The sequence below is a fragment of the Shewanella cyperi genome (assembly GCF_017354985.1).
Classification (GTDB): Bacteria; Pseudomonadota; Gammaproteobacteria; order Enterobacterales; family Shewanellaceae; genus Shewanella; species Shewanella cyperi.
Window position 1 is genome coordinate 2,068,149 of record NZ_CP071501.1, and the last position, 17,683, is coordinate 2,085,831.

Consider the following 17,683-nt stretch of genomic DNA (forward strand, 5'->3'; position numbering starts at 1 on the left):
AATGAGCGCGCGGCATTATATAACAAAGGAAGGCAAAGATCCGGGTAATTTTGCCATTTTAAAGGGGCTACCGTATGGCAGCCCTTTTAACAATTTCCCGTTAAGCTTGAGTTAACCTTGCGAATTGATTGAAGTAATCAGGGAAGGTCTTGGAGGTACAGTCGGGGTCATTGATGGTGACACCGCAATCGGCAAAGGCCAGCAGCGAAAAACACATGGCCATGCGGTGATCGTTATAGGTGTCTATGTCCGCATGCTTGGGCACAGCCGGCGGCACCACACGAATAAAATCGTGGCCCTCCTCTACCTCGGCACCGATTTTTCTGAGTTCGGTGGCCATGGCATGGAGCCGGTCAGTTTCTTTGATACGCCAGTTGTAGATATTGCGCAGGCAGGTTTCACCCTCGGCAAATACGGCGGCGGTGGCCAGGGTCATAGCCGCATCGGGAATATGGTTCATATCCATGTCGATACCGTGCAATTTAGCCGCGCGGGCGATGATATAGTCATCTCCCCATTCAATGTCGGCACCCATGGCCGCCAAAGCATCGGCAAAGTGCACATCGCCCTGAATGCTGAGCTTACCAACACCCGTCACCTTCACTTCGCCACCGCCCAAGGCGCCGGCTGCGAGGAAATAGGATGCCGAGGACGCATCCCCTTCCACCAGAACCTTGCCGGGCGAGCGGTATTTCTGACCTGCGGCCAACTCGAAACGGCGATAGTCATGGTTAATGACCTTGACGCCAAACTGCGCCATCAGGGCTATGGTGATGTCGATATAGGGCTTGGATACCAGTTCGCCCCGTACCTTGATAACCACGCTGTCCTTGGCAAGGGGCGCCACCATCAACAAGGCGGTGAGGAATTGACTGGAAAGCTCACCGCTGATTTCCACTTCACCGCCCTTGAGACCGGTGGCGGAAATGGTCAGCGGCGGGAAGCCCGGTTGCTTTAAATAGCGAATATCGGCGCCCAGGGCCTGAAGACTGTCCACCAGATCGCCTATTGGTCGCTCTTCCATCCGCGGTTCACCGGTCAGGGTAAAGGTGCCCTGCCCCAGGGTCAGGGCGGCGCACAGTGGCCGCATGGCGGTGCCTGCATTGCCAAGAAACAGCTCCTGTGGCTGCGCCGCGTTAATGGGTCCACCCAGTCCTTGCACAACGCAGGTTTGCTTGTCGTCTGATAATTTAAAACCGACACCCAATTGCTTCAGAGCCGCCAACATATGGCGAATGTCATCGGAATCCAGCAGGTTGACCAGGGTGGTTTCACCCTCGGCCAGGGTAGCGAGCAGCAAGGCCCGGTTGGAAATGCTTTTGGAACCGGGAATGTTCACTTCTCCCCGGAACCCTTTTACTGGCTCAAGACGTAATTGCTTCATCGTTTCTCACTTAACTTTTTGAGTGGCCAAGTTCTCCAATGTCAGGAGTATCCATGGCAGCTGGACTGGCAAGACAACGCTACAGGCTGTCAGCTTTTAGTTACGTTTACTGAAGGAATGATTCCGTTTTGAGTCTTCATGCTTCTAAAAATACTCAATGGCCACGGGCTTTCAACCGTTTTTTGTCGCAAACGGCCCTTTGTCCAATGATTTTTGTTCAAGATGACAAAAATTGCCCTTGTTTTAGCCAATCCAGACCGGATTTGACCAGAAAAGTTGCCAATTCTCACAGGGCTTTTCCGTCTCGCTCAGGCTTTTGATGCTGGTATTTGCGTTTAACTGCGGTGCAATTCAGGCTATGCTAGGTGTTCATTCCAAGGGGCCAGACTGGCCTGATAAACCAGCAGAAGGTAAAGGAAAGATGTTTCAATATCTCAGCGCCATGCCGGCAGATCCCATTCTGGGCTTATTGACCAAGTATCGTCAGGACAGTCATCCACAAAAGGTGGATCTGGGTGTCGGTGTGTATAAAGATCCCCAGGGCAATACCCCCATCCTGGCCTGCGTCAAGACCGCCGAAAAATTCAGGCTGGATTCCGAAACCACCAAGGTCTATATCGGCCCCACAGGTTCTGCTTCCTTTAACGAGCTCACGTCCGCCCTCGCCTTTGGCAGCGAGCATCCGGCCCTGAACGCGGGTCGCATCCGGACCGTATCCACTCCGGGCGGCACTGGAGCCCTCAGGGTCGCCGCCGATTTCATCGCCCGCTGCAAACCGGGCGCCACCATTTGGGTGAGCGATCCTACCTGGGCCAACCACACAGGTCTGTTCCAGGCTGCGGGTCTCACGGTTAAAACCTATCCCTATTACGACTATCAAAACAAAACGCTCAGATTTGATGACATGCTGGCGACTCTGAAAACCGTCGGCAAGGACGATGTGGTGCTGCTGCACGCCTGCTGTCATAACCCCAGCGGTCAGGATCTGACACAGAATCAATGGGATCAAGTGGTTGCGCTCACCAAGGACTGCGGCTTTATGCCCATGATAGATATGGCATACCAGGGCTTTGGTGACGGCGTCGATGAAGATGCCTATGGCGTCAGGGCCATGGCCGCCGCCGTCGACAACATGCTGCTGGCTTCCTCCTGCTCGAAAAACTTTGGTCTGTACCGTGAGCGCATCGGCGCCTGCTCCATCATAGCAAAAGACAGTGCCCAGGCCGATGTGGCTCTGTCTGTGCTGCTGTACGTGGTACGTTGCAATTACTCCATGCCACCGGCCCACGGCGCCGCCATAGTGGAAACCATTCTGGGTTCGGTCGAGCTCAAGGCCCAATGGCTGGAGGAGCTCAAGGTGATGCGGGATCGCATCAACGGCAATCGCGCCATTTTGGTGGAAAAGCTCAAGCAAAATGGCGTTGACCGCGACTTCAGCTTTATCGCCCGCCAGAAAGGCATGTTCTCCTTCCTCGGCATAGATGAGCAGCAGGTTGCCACCCTGATGCAGGACTACAGCATCTATATGGTGGGCTCGAGCCGCATCAGCATCGCCGGGATAAGCGAAGACAACGTGGATTATCTGGCCAAATCCATAGCTGCCATTCTCTGATAGCCCATAGGTTGCACCAATGAAAAAGGACTGCCAATGCAGTCCTTTTTTCATGCGCTTTTCAGCGTTCTTTTTAACCTTCTTATTGGCTTAGGCGTGCCTGGCGGCAAATTCTTCCATAAAGGTTACCAGGGCATCTACACCGTCCAGGGGCATAGCGTTATAGAGGCTAGCACGCATGCCGCCCACAATTCTGTGGCCCTTGAGCGCCAACAGCCCTTTGGCTTCGGCTTCGGTAAGAAACACCTTATCCAATGACTCATCGGTTAGCTGAAAAGTGACGTTCATGCGGGAACGGTTTGCCATCGCCACCCCATTGCGGTAGAAGTCCAGCTTGTCTATACAAGCGTACAGTCTGGCGGCCTTCTCCTTGTTGATGGCTTCCATGGCTTTAACGCCGCCTATGCCTTTGAGCCAGGTAAAGACTTCGGCAGCCAGGTACCAGGCAAAGGTCGGTGGCGTGTTGAACATGGAGTCATGCTCGGCACAGAGGCGATAGTCCATGATGGAAGCCTGGGGCATCTGTGGCAGTTCCAGCATGTCTTTGCGTACTATCACTATCGCCAGACCCGACGGGCCTATGTTTTTCTGGGCGCCGGCGTAAATCAGGCCATAGCGACTGACATCCAGCTCACGGGACATGATGGTGGAGGACAGGTCCGCGACTATCGGCCAGGGACTGGTTATCTCATCAAAAATTTCGATACCATCGACCGTCTCATTGGGGCAGTAGTGCAAGTAACGGTATTCATCGCCACTGCCTTTCAATGCAGGCATTACCACAGTATTGATACCATTGATATTTTCAACGATATTCAGCGCATCTATTTGACTGTCGCCCGCCAGCTTTCTGGCCTCTTCCATGGCCGACTTTGACCACTGACCGCTGACCAAATACAGGGCACGGCCTTTGTCTCCGAGAAAATTATTCACAACCGCAGCGAACTGGCCACGACCACCACCGTGCATAAACAACACGTGGTAGTTGTCGGGTATCGACATGAGTTCGCGCAAATCGGCTTCGGCCTGTTTCGCCAGTGCAATGAATTCACTGCTGCGATGGCTGATCTCCATCACGGACACGCCCAGACCATTCCAATCAAGCAATTCCTGTTGCGCCTTTGCCATCACGGGTGGGGGCAACATCGCTGGACCGGCACAGAAATTATACTTAACGCTCACTCGCAATCTCCTCGGGTACTGTTTTTAAAATTCTGTTTCCACCAAAAAAACGAGCGTCACAATGGACGCCCGTTTTTCAGTTATTATGCTTCGGTGTCTTCACCCGCAGCCTCTTCTGTGTCTGCGGCCTCGTCGACCACCGGCACTATGGGTTCGCCGTTCTCGTCGTATTCGACTTCCTCGCCGCCTTGGATTTCATCAATCCGCTGCAGACCGACCACGGTTTCATCCTCGGCGGTACGGATAATGGTCACACCCTGAGTGTTACGACCTATGATGGACACACCATTGGCCGGTGTACGCACCAGGGTACCCTTATCGCTGATGAGCATGATCTCGTCATTCTCACCTACCTGAACCGCACCCACTACGGCACCGTTACGCTCACTGACCTTGATGGACACTACGCCCTTGGTGGCACGGCTCTTGGCCGGATATTCCATAAGCTCGGTACGCTTACCGTATCCATTTTCGGTCACGGTCAAAATGGCACCATCGCCCTTGGGCACAATCAGGGACACTACTTTCTGACCATCTTCGAGGGCAATACCGCGCACGCCGGTAGCGTTACGGCCCATGGGGCGCACGCCCTTGAAGTTAATTTGCGGCTGACCGTTTTCATCCAGCACAGGGTTGCCGTTTTCATCTACAACGGCAACTTCTTCACCTTCCTTGAAGCGCACTACCTTGCCGGCGTCAGAGAACAACATGATCTCGTTGCTGCCATCTGTGATATCCACACCGATCAACTGATCACCATCCTTCAGGTTGACGGCAATGATACCGTTGGCCCGTGGACGGCTGTATTCGGTCAGGGCGGTTTTCTTCACTGTACCGTGAGAGGTCGCCATGATGATGAACTTGCCTTCTTCGTATTCACGCACCGGCAGAATAGCCGTGATGCGCTCGCCTTCAGACAGCGGCAGCAGGTTGATAATAGGCTTGCCGCGGGACTGACGGCTGGCGAGCGGCAATTGATATACCTTGAGCCAGTACAACTTACCCAGATCCGAGAAGCAGAGTATGGTGTCGTGGGTGTTGGCAACCAGCAGCTTCTCAACGAAGTCCTCGTCCTTCACCTTGGTCGCCGCCTTGCCCTTACCACCACGCCGCTGGGCCTGGTAATCGGACAGTGGCTGGTACTTGGCATAGCCAAGATGCGACAGGGTGACCACCACATCTTCTTCGGTGATCAGATCTTCCAGGCTGATGTCGACGGCCGAGGCATTGATTTCGGTGCGGCGGGCATCGCCGAATTGCTCGAGGATTTCCTCCAGCTCTTCCTTAATCACTTCCATCAGGCGCTCTGGGCTGCGCAGAATAAACAGCAGGCCGGCGATGATTTCGAGCAGCTCCTCGTATTCCTGGAGGATCTTTTCATGTTCCAGACCGGTCAGCTTGTGCAAACGCAGATCCAAAATCGCCTGGGCTTGTTGTTCGGTCAGGAAGTACAGACCATCACGGATACCGTACTGGGGCTCCAGCCACTCTGGACGGGCGGCATCATCACCGGCCTTTTCCAGCATGGCTTGCACGTTGCCCAAAGCCCAACCGTTTTCAATCAAACGTACCTTGGCTTCCGCCGGGCTCGGAGAAGCCTTGATCAGCGCAATGATGGGGTCAATGTTGGCCAGGGCCACCGCCAGTGCTTCCAGAATGTGGGCACGGTCGCGGGCCTTGCGCAGTTCATATACGGTTCTGCGGGTGACGACTTCACGGCGATGCAGAATAAAGGCTTCCAGCATCTCCTTGAGGTTAAACAGCTTGGGTTGGCCATTGGCCAGGGCCACCATGTTGATACCAAAAGAAGTCTGCATCTGGGTATGGGCATAGAGGTTGTTCAGCACCACCTCGCCCACTTCACCGCGCTTGATCTCGATAACGATACGCATACCGTCTTTATCGGATTCGTCACGCAGACCGCTGATGCCTTCCAGCTTCTTATCCTTCACCAACTCGGCAATCTTTTCGATCAGACGGGCCTTGTTTACCTGGTAAGGGATCTCGGTAACGATAATGCGCTCGCGACCGTTTTCTTCGGTCTCAACTTCGGCACGGGCACGCATGATGGCCTTGCCGCGGCCGGTGCGATAGGCTTCTTCGATGCCCTTGCGGCCATTGATGATGGCGGCAGTGGGGAAATCCGGGCCCGGGATGTACTCCATCAGTTGCTCAATCGGCAACTCGGGATCTTCAATCAGCGCCAGACAACCCTGAATGATTTCATTGATGTTGTGTGGCGGAATATTGGTGGCCATACCTACGGCAATACCGGAAGAACCGTTTACCAGCAGGTTGGGAATGCGAGTTGGCAGCACCGCAGGAATTTGTTCTGTGCCGTCATAGTTGGGCACATAGTCGACGGTTTCTTTGTCGAGATCGGCCAGCAGCTGATGGGCCAACTTGTCCATGCGGATTTCGGTATAACGCATGGCTGCTGCCGCGTCGCCGTCGATGGAACCGAAGTTACCCTGACCGTCCACCAGTGTGTAGCGCAGGGAGAAAGGTTGCGCCATCCGCACTATGGTGTCGTACACGGCACTGTCGCCGTGTGGGTGGTATTTACCTATAACGTCACCGACCACACGGGCGGATTTTTTGTAGGGCTTGTTCCAGTCGTTCTTCAACTCGCTCATGGCGAACAGCACGCGACGATGCACGGGTTTCAAACCGTCACGCACATCCGGCAATGCCCGGCCCACGATCACGCTCATGGCGTAATCCAGGTACGAATTCTTGAGTTCGTCTTCGATATTAATTGGCGAAATTGATGAAGCCAAATCAGTCATAAACTGCTCGATCCCCTGAAAAATAGCTGACAAGCCGGCATTCCGTGTCTTTGTCGAGCCAATAAACGTGATTTGGCATTCTAACACAGTAATTTATTGTCGGAAGCCCCTGTTTTGCATCTTGGTAACATGGGGCTCGGATTGTCCATGATATCAGGGGGGCAGATTATACTTTCACTAATAAATTCAGCGTAATATTTAAGGAATTGCCTTTAAGTACCGACAGTATTCGCGCCATAAATCCGGGGTGTTTGTAGATTAAGTATCCAATTTCAACATTAGCTGCTCATTAAAGCGCCAAATATGCCAATTAAGCGGGCAATAAAGGGCAAAGTTTGGCTTCTTAACCGGTGGCAAATCGCTATAATGGGCGCATCTTTATCCGTCTGCGAAAAAATGGACTCTATATATGTCTCAGCACGCCAATGTCGATGCCAATGAAATAGCCAAATTTGAAAAGATGGCTGCAACCTGGTGGGATCCTGAAGGTGAGTTCAAGCCCCTGCATCAACTCAATCCCCTGCGGCTCAACTATATAGACAAGACCGCCGGCGGCATTTTTGGCAAAGCAGTACTCGATGTCGGCTGTGGCGGCGGCATATTGTCAGAAAGTATGGCCCGTATCGGCGCCAGGGTGACAGGGCTGGATATGGGAGCAGAGCCTTTGGATGTCGCCAGACTGCATGCACTGGAAGCAGGCGTCAGTATTGACTATGTACAACAGACGGCTGAAGAGCACAGAGACAGTCACAGGGAAAGATATGACGTGGTCACCTGCATGGAGATGCTGGAACATGTGCCCGATCCCCAGTCGGTGATCCAGGCCTGCTGCGACATGATCAAACCCGGTGGCTGGGTGTTCTTTTCCACCATCAATCGCAATCTGCGCTCCTATGTGGAAACCATACTGGGCGCCGAGTATCTGCTGAAGATGTTACCCGTCGGCACCCATGACCACGGCAAGTTCATCAAACCTTCAGAATTGATGGCCATGGTAGACAATACCGCCCTGCTCAATCGCGACGCCCTGGGGATCCGTTACAACCCGTTAAGCGGCATGTTCGGCTATACCCAGAACCTGGACGTCAACTATATGATAGCCACGGTAAAACCTCTTGACTGATCTCCGACTGCGCCCCCAGGGGGTACTGCTTGATGTGGATGGCACCCTGGTGGATACGGCACCGGATCTGGTGCAGGCACTCAACCTGGCGTTAAGTGACTTCGGCTTGCCGGAGGTTTCCCTGGCGCAAATGCGTCATGTGGCCTCCCACGGCAGCCTGGCACTGGTTGAAGCCGGCGCGCCGACGCAGCCCCAGGCGATGAAATATGAATTGCAACAGGCGCTGCTACGGCACTATGCCCGTATCAACGGCCAGCATTGCGTGCTGTTTGCCGGCATGGCCGAACTGCTGAAAGAACTCGAACAATCAGAGATCCCTGTCGGGGTCGTTACCAATAAAGCCGCCCGCTTTTGCCGCCCCTTGATGGGATCCCTGGGAATAGAAAGCGCGCTGGTGTCCATAGTGTGCGGAGACAGCACTCTGATGGCCAAACCCAATGCGGCGCCCATGTTACTGGCGGCGCAGCAACTGGGGGTAGCGCCGGCGGATATCTGGTATTTGGGCGACGCCGAGCGTGATATGCAGGCCGCGGTAAATGCAGGCATGGCGCCGGTCCTCGCCCTTTGGGGCTATTTGGGCGAGCAAGACGATATTGACAGTTGGCCAGTGGAATATCGGCTGAATTCGCCCTTGGAGTTGGTGCAATTAATCCGCAATCGCGGCTAAATTCGCCACAGAGAATTATGACGATCTTATTGCGATCGCCCATTAAAAAAGCGATCGCACCGGATCTCAAACTGGCAAAATAATCGCCAGTCGATGTTAAGCGCAGGGAAAAATTGCCCTCTGAAGTTAGCTTCCACTAACGTTTTTTTTATCCTCAAGATATCCACAAGATCTACACCAATTTCTTACTTGCAAATGGCCCCCCACCTCACTATCTTGTATCTTAGATTTAAATAAGCACCATATCTTGTGTATTGACAGCAATCAGACACACTAGAAATGCCCCGCTTAGCCAGTACAGCTTGTCTGCCAGATGTAGGTTAACGGTATTCCAGATTGATTGTTTACAAGGATACGTACGGTGGCGCCAATCATATTTACAGTGAAAAGAACCAAGGCCTATCTTCAATGAACAGCAACATGACAGTCACAAAGCGCAGTGGCGAAAGAGAGACAATTAATCTCGACAAGATCCACCGCGTGGTTACCTGGGCAGCCAAGGGCTTAAAAAACGTTTCCGTTTCCGAAGTAGAACTGCGCTCACATCTGCAATTCTTCGATGGCATTCCAACCGAAGCCATACATGAAACCATTATCAAGGCTGCGGCGGACCTGATCTCCCCCGAGTCTCCGGATTACCAATTCCTGGCGGCCCGTCTGGCCGTGTTCCACCTGCGCAAGAAGGCCTTTGGCCAATTCGAGCCGCCCAAGCTGTACGACCATGTGGTACGCCTGGTGGAAATGGGTAAATACGATCAGCACATCCTCGCCGACTACAGCAAGGAAGAGCTGGACGTACTCGACAGCTATATCGACCACTGGCGTGACATGGACTTCTCCTATGCCGCGGTTAAACAGCTCGAAGGCAAGTACCTGGTACAGAACCGCGTGACCCACGAAGTGTATGAGAGTGCCCAGTTCCTCTATATCCTGGTGGCCGCCTGTCTGTTTGCCGGTTATCCAAAGGAAACCCGCCTGAAGTACATCAAGGACTTCTACGACGCGGTGTCGACCTTCAAGATTTCTCTGCCCACGCCGATTATGTCAGGCGTGCGCACCCCAACCCGCCAGTTCAGCTCCTGTGTACTGATCGAGTGCGGTGACAGTCTGGATTCCATCAACGCCACTGCCTCTTCCATAGTGAAGTACGTCAGTCAGCGAGCCGGTATCGGCGTCAATGCCGGTCGTATTCGTGCCCTGGGCAGCCCGATCCGTGGCGGCGAAGCCTTCCACACCGGCTGTTTGCCCTTCTACAAGTATTTCCAGACCGCGGTGAAGTCCTGCTCCCAGGGCGGTGTCCGTGGTGGCGCGGCCACCCTGTTCTACCCCATATGGCACCTGGAAGTGGAATCCCTGCTGGTACTGAAAAACAACCGCGGCGTGGAAGACAACCGTGTCCGTCATCTGGACTACGGCGTGCAACTGAACAAACTGATGTATCAGCGCCTGATCAAGGGTGAAAACATCTCTCTGTTCAGCCCCTCGGACGTACCAGGTCTCTACGATGCCTTCTTTGAAGATCAGGATGAATTCGAGCGCCTGTACCAGATGTATGAGCAGGATCCGGCCATCCGCAAGAAGACCCTCAAGGCAGTGGAACTCTTCTCGCTGATGATGCAGGAACGTGCCTCAACCGGTCGTATCTACATCCAGAACGTGGATCACTGCAACACCCACAGCCCGTTCGATGCCAAGGTGGCCCCAATTCGCCAGTCCAACCTGTGTCTGGAAATTGCCCTGCCCACCAAGCCGCTGGAAAGTGTCGATGACACCAATGGTGAAATCGCCCTCTGTACCCTGTCGGCACTGAACCTGGGCGCCATTGCCAATCTGGAAGAGCTGGAAAACCTGGCGGATCTGGCGGTACGTGCCCTCGACAACCTGCTGGACTACCAGGACTACCCCATCAAGGCGGCCCAAATAGCCTCCATGAACCGTCGTACCCTGGGTATAGGTGTCATCAACTTCGCCAACTACCTGGCGAAAAACGGCATGAAGTATTCCGATGGCAGCGCCAACAACCTGACCCACAAAACCTTTGAAGCCATTCAGTACTACCTGCTGAAGGCATCAATGAATCTGGCCAGGGAAAAAGGTGCCTGCCCTGCGTTCCATGAAACCACTTACGCCCAGGGCATACTGCCAATCGACACTTATAAGCGCGATTTGGACAAGATTTGTGACGAACCACTGCACCTGGATTGGGAAGCGCTGCGCAGCGATATCAAGCACTATGGTTTGCGTAACTCCACCCTGTCAGCGTTGATGCCGTCCGAGACCTCTTCGCAGATCTCCAATGCCACCAACGGTATTGAGCCACCCCGTGGTCTGATTTCGGTCAAGGCCAGTAAAGACGGTCAGCTCAAGCAAGTGGTACCGGATTTTGACAGCCTCAAGCACAACTATGAGTTGCTGTGGCAGATGCCAGGCAACGACGGTTACCTGCAATTGGTGGGCATAATGCAGAAGTTCGTCGATCAGGCGATTTCGGCCAACACCAACTATGACCCTGCCCGCTTTGAAGGTCGTAAGGTGCCAATGCAGTTGTTGCTCAAAGACCTGCTGACCGCCTACAAGCTTGGCGTCAAGACGCTCTATTACCATAACACCCGTGATGGTGCGACCGATCAGCACGACGACATCACCAGTGTTGAAAAAGAAGATGACGGCTGCGCCGGCGGCGCCTGCAAGATCTGATGCGCCGTCAGACAACTCTTTGGTGTTAACGGGGGCCTTTGCCCCCTTTTGCCCGGAATACGAACCATGGCTTACAGTACATTTTGTCAAACCCCCAATGACGCGACCCGCGAACCCATGTTCTTCGGTCAGTCGGTCAACGTCGCCCGTTACGACCAACAGCGTTATGAAGTATTCGAGAAGTTAATCGAGAAGCAGCTGTCCTTCTTCTGGCGTCCGGAAGAAGTGGATGTCAGCCGCGACAAGATTGACTATGCGGCTCTGCCCGATCACGAGAAGCACATCTTTATTTCCAACCTCAAGTATCAGACCCTGCTGGACTCCATTCAGGGCCGTTCACCCAATGTGGCCTTCCTGCCGCTGGTGTCGCTGCCGGAGTTGGAAACCTGGATTGAGACCTGGTCCTTCTCCGAGACCATCCACAGCCGTTCTTACACTCACATTATCCGTAACATAGTCACGGACCCCTCAGTGGTGTTTAACGACATAGTGGGCAACGAGCAGATCCTCAAGCGCGCCACCGACATTGCCGCCTATTACGACAAGCTGATCAGGCTGACCCAGGTGTACGAACTGCTGGGTGAAGGCACCCACATGATCGACGGTGAAGAGGTTCAGGTCACATTGCGGGAGCTGAAAAAGGCCCTGTACCTGTGCATGATGTCGGTCAACGCCCTGGAAGCGATACGCTTCTATGTCAGCTTCGCCTGCTCCTTCGCCTTTGCCGAGCGCAAGCTGATGGAAGGCAACGCCAAGATCATTCGCCTCATTGCCCGTGATGAAGCCCTGCACCTCAATTCAACCCAGCACATTCTCAACCTGATGCAGGGTGGCAAGGACGATCCCGAAATGGCAGAAATTGCCATTGAATGCCAACAGCAGGCTTACGATCTGTTCCTGCGTGCCGCAGAGCAGGAAAAGGAATGGGCCAAGTACCTGTTTAAAGACGGCTCAATGATCGGCCTCAATGAGCAGATCCTCTGCCAATACGTTGAGTTCATCACCAACCAGCGCATGAAGTCGGTAAACCTGCCGCAACCCTACGGTGAGCAGACCAACCCCCTGCCCTGGATGAAGAACTGGCTTGAAAGCGACGCGGTACAGGTTGCCCCCCAGGAAGTGGAAGTCTCTTCCTATCTGGTGGGTCAGATTGACGCTGCAGTTGATGAAAATGAGTTCCTCGACTTTGACCTGTAACAAGGCACCCATAGTCAGCCTCAATGGCCAGCCGGTGCTGCTGTTTAATGGACAGCAGCACACCTTGCTGCAAGCCCTTGAAGTTAAAAAGATTAAGGTGTTTTCCGAGTGCCGCAGTGGTTACTGCGGTGCCTGCAAGACCCGGGTGATCAGTGGTTCGGTGCGCTACCTGACCGAACCATTGGCCGTGCTTGGCGAAGACGAATGCCTGCCCTGTTGCTGCGTGCCCAGTAAAGATTTGGATCTCGACCTGTCTGCCAAGGGGGCCGACGTGGTCAACCGCCCTGTCAGTCTGCATCCCCAGGCCGAACATCTGCTCATCGACTGATAGCCAACACCAAATGGCTCAGATGGCCTTTTTGGCCATTTTTTTGTGCAGTTCATTCACCTCCACCAAAGCCGCGCTGCCATACCAGGGCAAGAGTTCCATCACCAGGCTTCCGGCCTGAACGGCAGGATCAGTTTCGGTCAGGGCTTTGGCCTCTTCCACGGTTCGCACGTTGAAAATGTAGATCCCCCGCAACTCACCATCATTCAAAAAAGGCCCCGCCAGCACCAGTTTACCGGCCTTGGCCATGCGGCCTATGTTATCCAGATGGGCCCGCTGCAGCTTTTCCGCCTCTTCCTTGGACCGGTCACGATTGGGCCCCTTCTTTAAAAACGCCAGCACGTATTGCTTCATACCGTACTCATCGGCACCGGCGCGCTCTGCCAGGGCCGGATCGTACTGTGAATTGTCACCGGCTACAGTGGGCATGGACAGCAATCCATTGAGCACCACAAGCGTTAACGCCGCTATCAGATGTTTCATTATCATCTCCTTGTTTTCTTGTTTGTTCTTATCAGCCAAACGTGAATTTAGCATAGCAAAACGCCCGCGGCTGCGGGCGTTTGTCAGTGAAATCAGGTTGTGACTAAATTCTTGCCGCCAATTCTGTTCCCTGGCGGATAGCGCGCTTGGCGTCCAGCTCGGCGGCCACATCGACGCCACCTATCAGGTGAACCGGCTTGCCCGTGGCCTCCATGGCGGCAACCAGCTCACGGTTCGACTCCTGACCGGCACAGAGCACCAGGGTGTCCACCGGCAGAATTTCGCTTTGCTCTCCCACCTTGATATGCAGTCCCTGCTCGTCAAACTTCTCGTAGCTGACACCGGTTTTTTCCACCACACCGTGCTGTTTCACCACGGCCCTGTGGATCCAGCCCGTGGTCTTGCCAAGGCCCTTGCCCATTTTGGAAGTCTTGCGCTGCAGCAGATACAGTTTACGCTCCGGCGAATGGGCTTTTTCCGGCGCCTTCAGGCCGCCGGGGGTGCGATATTCCTTGTCTATCCCCCACTCGTTGAGCCAGCGGTCCCTGTCCAGGGTCGCCGAGGATGTTTCGCCGAGGAAGTGGGCCATGTCGAACCCGATACCACCGGCCCCCATCAGGGCAACCCGCTCACCCACCGGCACTTCACCGCGCAGTACCTGTTGATAGGTCACCACCTTGGGAGAGTCAAAACCCGGTAAGTTCACTTTTCTCGGTACCACACCGGCGGCGATGACAATTTCATCGAAGGCTTCAGCCTTCAGCGTGTCCGCCTCCAAACGGGTGTTGAGCCTGAGTTCCACGCCGGTTTCCTTGAGTTGAGTGAGGAAATAGCGGATGGTCTCGTTGAATTCTTCTTTGCCGGGGATCCTGCGAGCCAGATTGAACTGGCCACCGACTTCGGAAGCCGCCTCAAACAGCACTACCTTATGGCCTCTGGCAGCCGCGCTGACGGAGAACGCCAGGCCCGCGGGGCCTGCGCCCATGACGGCTATGCGCTTGGGCACCGATGTTTTGCTCAGATTGAGCTCGGTTTCATAACAGGCCCTGGGGTTCACCAGACAGGTGGCGCGCTTGAGCTGAAAGGTATGATCCAGACAAGCCTGGTTACAGCCGATACAGGTGTTAATCAGATCGGCACGGTCCGCCGCGGCTTTATTAACGAATTCAGGATCCGCCAGGAAAGGCCTGGCCATGGACACCATGTCCGCCTGGCCCGATGCCAGTATCTGTTCAGCGATTTCCGGGGTGTTAATTCTGTTGGTGGCGACCAGGGGTACCTTGACCTCGGATTTAAGCTTCTCGGTCACCCAGGAAAACGCCGCCCGGGGCACGCTGGTGGCTATGGTCGGCACCCTGGCTTCATGCCAACCGATACCGGTATTGATAATGCTGACACCCGCCTGCTCCAGTGCCTTGGCCAATTGCACCACTTCATCCCAGCTGGAGCCCTGCTCCACCAGATCCAGCATCGACAGCCGGAAGATGATAATAAAGTCTTTGCCGACCTTGGCCCTTATGGCTTTAACTATTTCCAACGGGAAGCGGGCACGGTTGTCAAAACTGCCACCCCATTCATCGGTGCGTTTATTGGTGCGCTGGCAAATAAACTGGTTAATCAGGTAACCCTCGGAGCCCATCACCTCGACACCATCGTAACCGGCCTTGCGCGCCAGAGAAGCACTGGTGGCATAGTCCTTGATGGTGCAGCGAACCTGGCGTGGTGACATGGCAGACGGGGTAAAGCGAGATATAGGAGCTTTTATCTTGCTCGGCGCCAGCGAAAAAGGATGGTAGCCGTAGCGGCCCGCGTGCAGGATCTGCATGCAGATCTTGCCGCCGGCCTGGTGCACCGCATCCGTCACTATTTTGTGTTTTCTGACCTGCCAGGAAAAGCTCAGCTGACTGGCGTGGGGAGCCAGGCGTCCACGGAAATTGGGCGCGATACCGCCGGTCACAATCAGACCGACACCGCCCTCGGCACGCTCACGATAAAACGCGGCCAATTTTTCAAAACCGCCCTTTTCTTCTTCAAGACCGGTGTGCATCGATCCCATCAATACCCGGTTTTTCAATTGGGTAAAGCCCAGGTCAAGGGGTTGCAACAGATGTGGAAACGGCATTCAAACATCCTTTTAAAACAGGTGATTTAATGGAGCATACCCAAAGAACCCGCCAAGCTCAACCGGCACCTGTGGCCGCATGTTAAAAACCTTTACAATTGCGCGTCGCCCGCATAGCTAAATTGCTGTAACATAACGGCAGATCATATTTCAGGAGTGGCAGATGGCCCGTAAACCCTTAACAACCCGCAACACCTTAGCGCTTATCTGGAGCACCATTAATTTTGTTCGCAAGCTCATCATCAACCTGGTGTTTTTCCCCGTTTTCCTGTTGCTGCTTATCGGCGTTATCATAGCTTTCAGCAGCGGCGAAGAAACCCGGGTAGAGCCCGGTTCGGCGCTGGTATTGGATCTCAACGGTACCCTGGTGGATCAGGCCCGTCCTGTGGATCCCATCGAAAGTCTGTTAATGCAGAACAAGCGCGACAGAGAAGATGCCGAAGTGCTGCTGTCTGAACTTCTGTATGTTATTGAAAACGCAAGCCATGATGACAGAATAAGCACCATAGTGCTGGATCTGGCCAACCTCCATGGCGGCGGTATCAGCAAACTGGAGGCAGTGGGCACGGCCCTGAATAAATTCAAGGAAGCCGGCAAGTCCGTGGTTGCCATAGGTGACTGGTACGGTCAGGGAGAGTATCTGCTGGCCAGCTATGCCGATACCATTTATCTCAATCCCCAGGGCATGGTATCCCTCGATGGTTTCGCCAGTTACCGGATGTTCTTCAAATCGGCACTGGAAAAGCTGAAAATCAAGACCCACGTGTTCCGCGTCGGCACCTATAAGTCAGCTGTTGAGCCTTTCATCCGCGACGACATGTCAAAGGAAGCCAAGGAAGCCAGCGGCGCCCTGCTCGGTGATATCTGGCAAAGCTTTGCCGACACAGTCAGCAGCAACCGTGGCATCCCAGCCGAGAACCTGGTACTCGATGGTGACACCTATCTCGCCAAGCTCGAAGCCGCTGAGGGTGACTCCGCCAAATTGGCCTTGGACATGGGTTGGGTAGATGCCTTGGCCAGTGCCGAAGAATTCCGCGTTGCCATGGTAGACAAGGTTGGCAAGGCCAAAGAAGGTAACGGCTTCCTTGCCATCCATTACGATGAATATGCCAAGCTGGTAGCGCCAAGCCCCTCTTTTGCCCCCATGGACAGTGTGGCCATAGTGGTTGCCAAGGGCACCATACTCAATGGTTACCAGGCACCCGGCGACATAGGTGGTGAAAGCACATCCGAGTTGCTGCGCAAGGCCCGTTTCAACAAGCATGTCAAAGCCCTGGTGCTCAGGGTAGACAGCCCCGGCGGCAGCGCCTTTGCATCTGAGCAGATCCGTCAGGAACTGTTGGCATTGCAAGCCGCCGGCAAGCCTGTGGTGGTCAGCATGGGCAGCATGGCCGCCTCCGGTGGTTACTGGATTTCCGCCAGCGCCGACTATATCTATGCCACTCCAACCACACTCACAGGGTCAATTGGTATTTTCGGCATGATCACCACCTTCGAAGACTCCCTGGCGAGCCTTGGGATCCACACAGATGGTGTGGCGACCAGCGAATGGGCGGGCATGTCTGCCACCCGTACCCTGTCGCCCAAGCTTGAGGCCGTCATTCAGCGCCATATCGAGCGTGGTTACCACGAGTTTATCTCTCTGGTGGCCAAGGAGCGCAATATGACGCTCGAGCAAGTGGACAGCATAGCGCAGGGCCGGGTATGGAGCGGCAAAAAAGCCCTGGAGCTTGGGCTGGTCGACGCCATGGGGGATATGGATGACGCCATAGCCAAGGCTGCAGAACTGGCATCGCTGGACACCTTCGATACCGAACTTATCGAGCAGGAACTGACGCCGGAGCAGAAGTTCATTCAGGAAATGTTTGCCCAGGTCGCCGCCTGGATGCCAATCAGTGTGCGTCAATCCACACCGCTGGAGCAGATGCTGGGCCAATTGTCCGGGGCCGTGGCCGAAATCGCCGCCTTCGACGATCCCAACCATGTGTATCTCTACTGCGAGCTTTGCAGCCAGTAAAGTTAAATCGCCCGGTTCGCCGGGCTTTTTATTGTTTCTTTTCTTACGCCTTAAATACCTTTTTCAGCGCCAAGCCCTTATA

General features: G+C 54.4%; 12 protein-coding genes. 7 read left to right on the plus strand and 5 right to left on the minus strand.

Annotated elements, in window-relative coordinates:
* Positions 1-100: 100 nt before the first annotated feature.
* Positions 101-1,384, minus strand: a complete 1,284-nt coding sequence (gene aroA, locus JYB84_RS08995) for a 3-phosphoshikimate 1-carboxyvinyltransferase (RefSeq protein ID WP_207319780.1) — start codon at positions 1,382-1,384, stop codon at positions 101-103.
* 421 nt (positions 1,385-1,805) lie between these two features.
* Between aroA and JYB84_RS09000 the strand changes: the two genes are divergently transcribed.
* Entirely contained in the window at positions 1,806-2,996 is a 1,191-nt protein-coding gene (locus JYB84_RS09000) for an amino acid aminotransferase (protein ID WP_207319781.1), read from the plus strand.
* A 90-nt stretch (positions 2,997-3,086) separates the two neighbouring features.
* Here the strand turns inward: JYB84_RS09000 and serC are convergent, their stop codons facing one another.
* On the minus strand, positions 3,087-4,178 hold the full coding sequence (gene serC, locus JYB84_RS09005) for a 3-phosphoserine/phosphohydroxythreonine transaminase (protein ID WP_207319782.1): 1,092 nt from the start codon (positions 4,176-4,178) through the stop codon (positions 3,087-3,089).
* An 83-nt stretch (positions 4,179-4,261) separates the two neighbouring features.
* Entirely contained in the window at positions 4,262-6,967 is a 2,706-nt protein-coding gene (gene gyrA / locus JYB84_RS09010; RefSeq protein ID WP_207323163.1) for a DNA topoisomerase (ATP-hydrolyzing) subunit A, read from the minus strand.
* 409 nt (positions 6,968-7,376) lie between these two features.
* Here gyrA and ubiG point away from each other — a divergent pair, with 409 nt between their 5' ends.
* The 5 genes from ubiG (at position 7,377) to yfaE (ending at position 12,979) form a co-directional block, all read left to right on the plus strand.
* Positions 7,377-8,090, plus strand: a complete 714-nt coding sequence (ubiG, locus tag JYB84_RS09015; RefSeq protein WP_207319783.1) for a bifunctional 2-polyprenyl-6-hydroxyphenol methylase/3-demethylubiquinol 3-O-methyltransferase UbiG — start codon at positions 7,377-7,379, stop codon at positions 8,088-8,090.
* Entirely contained in the window at positions 8,083-8,757 is a 675-nt protein-coding gene (locus tag JYB84_RS09020; protein ID WP_207319784.1) for an HAD family hydrolase, read from the plus strand. The genes ubiG and JYB84_RS09020 overlap by 8 nt, the downstream gene beginning before the upstream one ends.
* 408 nt (positions 8,758-9,165) lie before the next feature.
* Positions 9,166-11,454, plus strand: a complete 2,289-nt coding sequence (gene nrdA, locus JYB84_RS09025) for a class 1a ribonucleoside-diphosphate reductase subunit alpha (protein WP_207319785.1) — start codon at positions 9,166-9,168, stop codon at positions 11,452-11,454.
* Positions 11,455-11,520: 66 nt separating this feature from the next.
* A complete protein-coding gene (gene nrdB, locus JYB84_RS09030) occupies positions 11,521-12,651 on the plus strand; it encodes a class Ia ribonucleoside-diphosphate reductase subunit beta (RefSeq protein WP_207319786.1) in 1,131 nt (376 codons plus the stop codon).
* Positions 12,620-12,979 (plus strand): class I ribonucleotide reductase maintenance protein YfaE, encoded by a 360-nt coding sequence (gene yfaE, locus JYB84_RS09035; RefSeq protein ID WP_207319787.1) that lies wholly within the window; start codon positions 12,620-12,622, stop codon positions 12,977-12,979. The genes nrdB and yfaE overlap by 32 nt, the downstream gene beginning before the upstream one ends.
* Before the next feature lie 18 nt (positions 12,980-12,997).
* On the opposite strand, the gene JYB84_RS09040 is transcribed toward yfaE, so the two are convergent.
* Complete coding sequence (locus tag JYB84_RS09040) at positions 12,998-13,462, minus strand: YciI family protein (protein ID WP_228290745.1); 465 nt, start codon at positions 13,460-13,462, stop codon at positions 12,998-13,000.
* A 103-nt stretch (positions 13,463-13,565) separates the two neighbouring features.
* A complete protein-coding gene (locus tag JYB84_RS09045) occupies positions 13,566-15,584 on the minus strand; it encodes an NADPH-dependent 2,4-dienoyl-CoA reductase (protein WP_207319789.1) in 2,019 nt (672 codons plus the stop codon).
* A 163-nt stretch (positions 15,585-15,747) separates the two neighbouring features.
* Here JYB84_RS09045 and sppA point away from each other — a divergent pair, with 163 nt between their 5' ends.
* Complete coding sequence (gene sppA / locus JYB84_RS09050) at positions 15,748-17,601, plus strand: signal peptide peptidase SppA (RefSeq protein ID WP_207319790.1); 1,854 nt, start codon at positions 15,748-15,750, stop codon at positions 17,599-17,601.
* Positions 17,602-17,683: the final 82 nt, after the last annotated feature.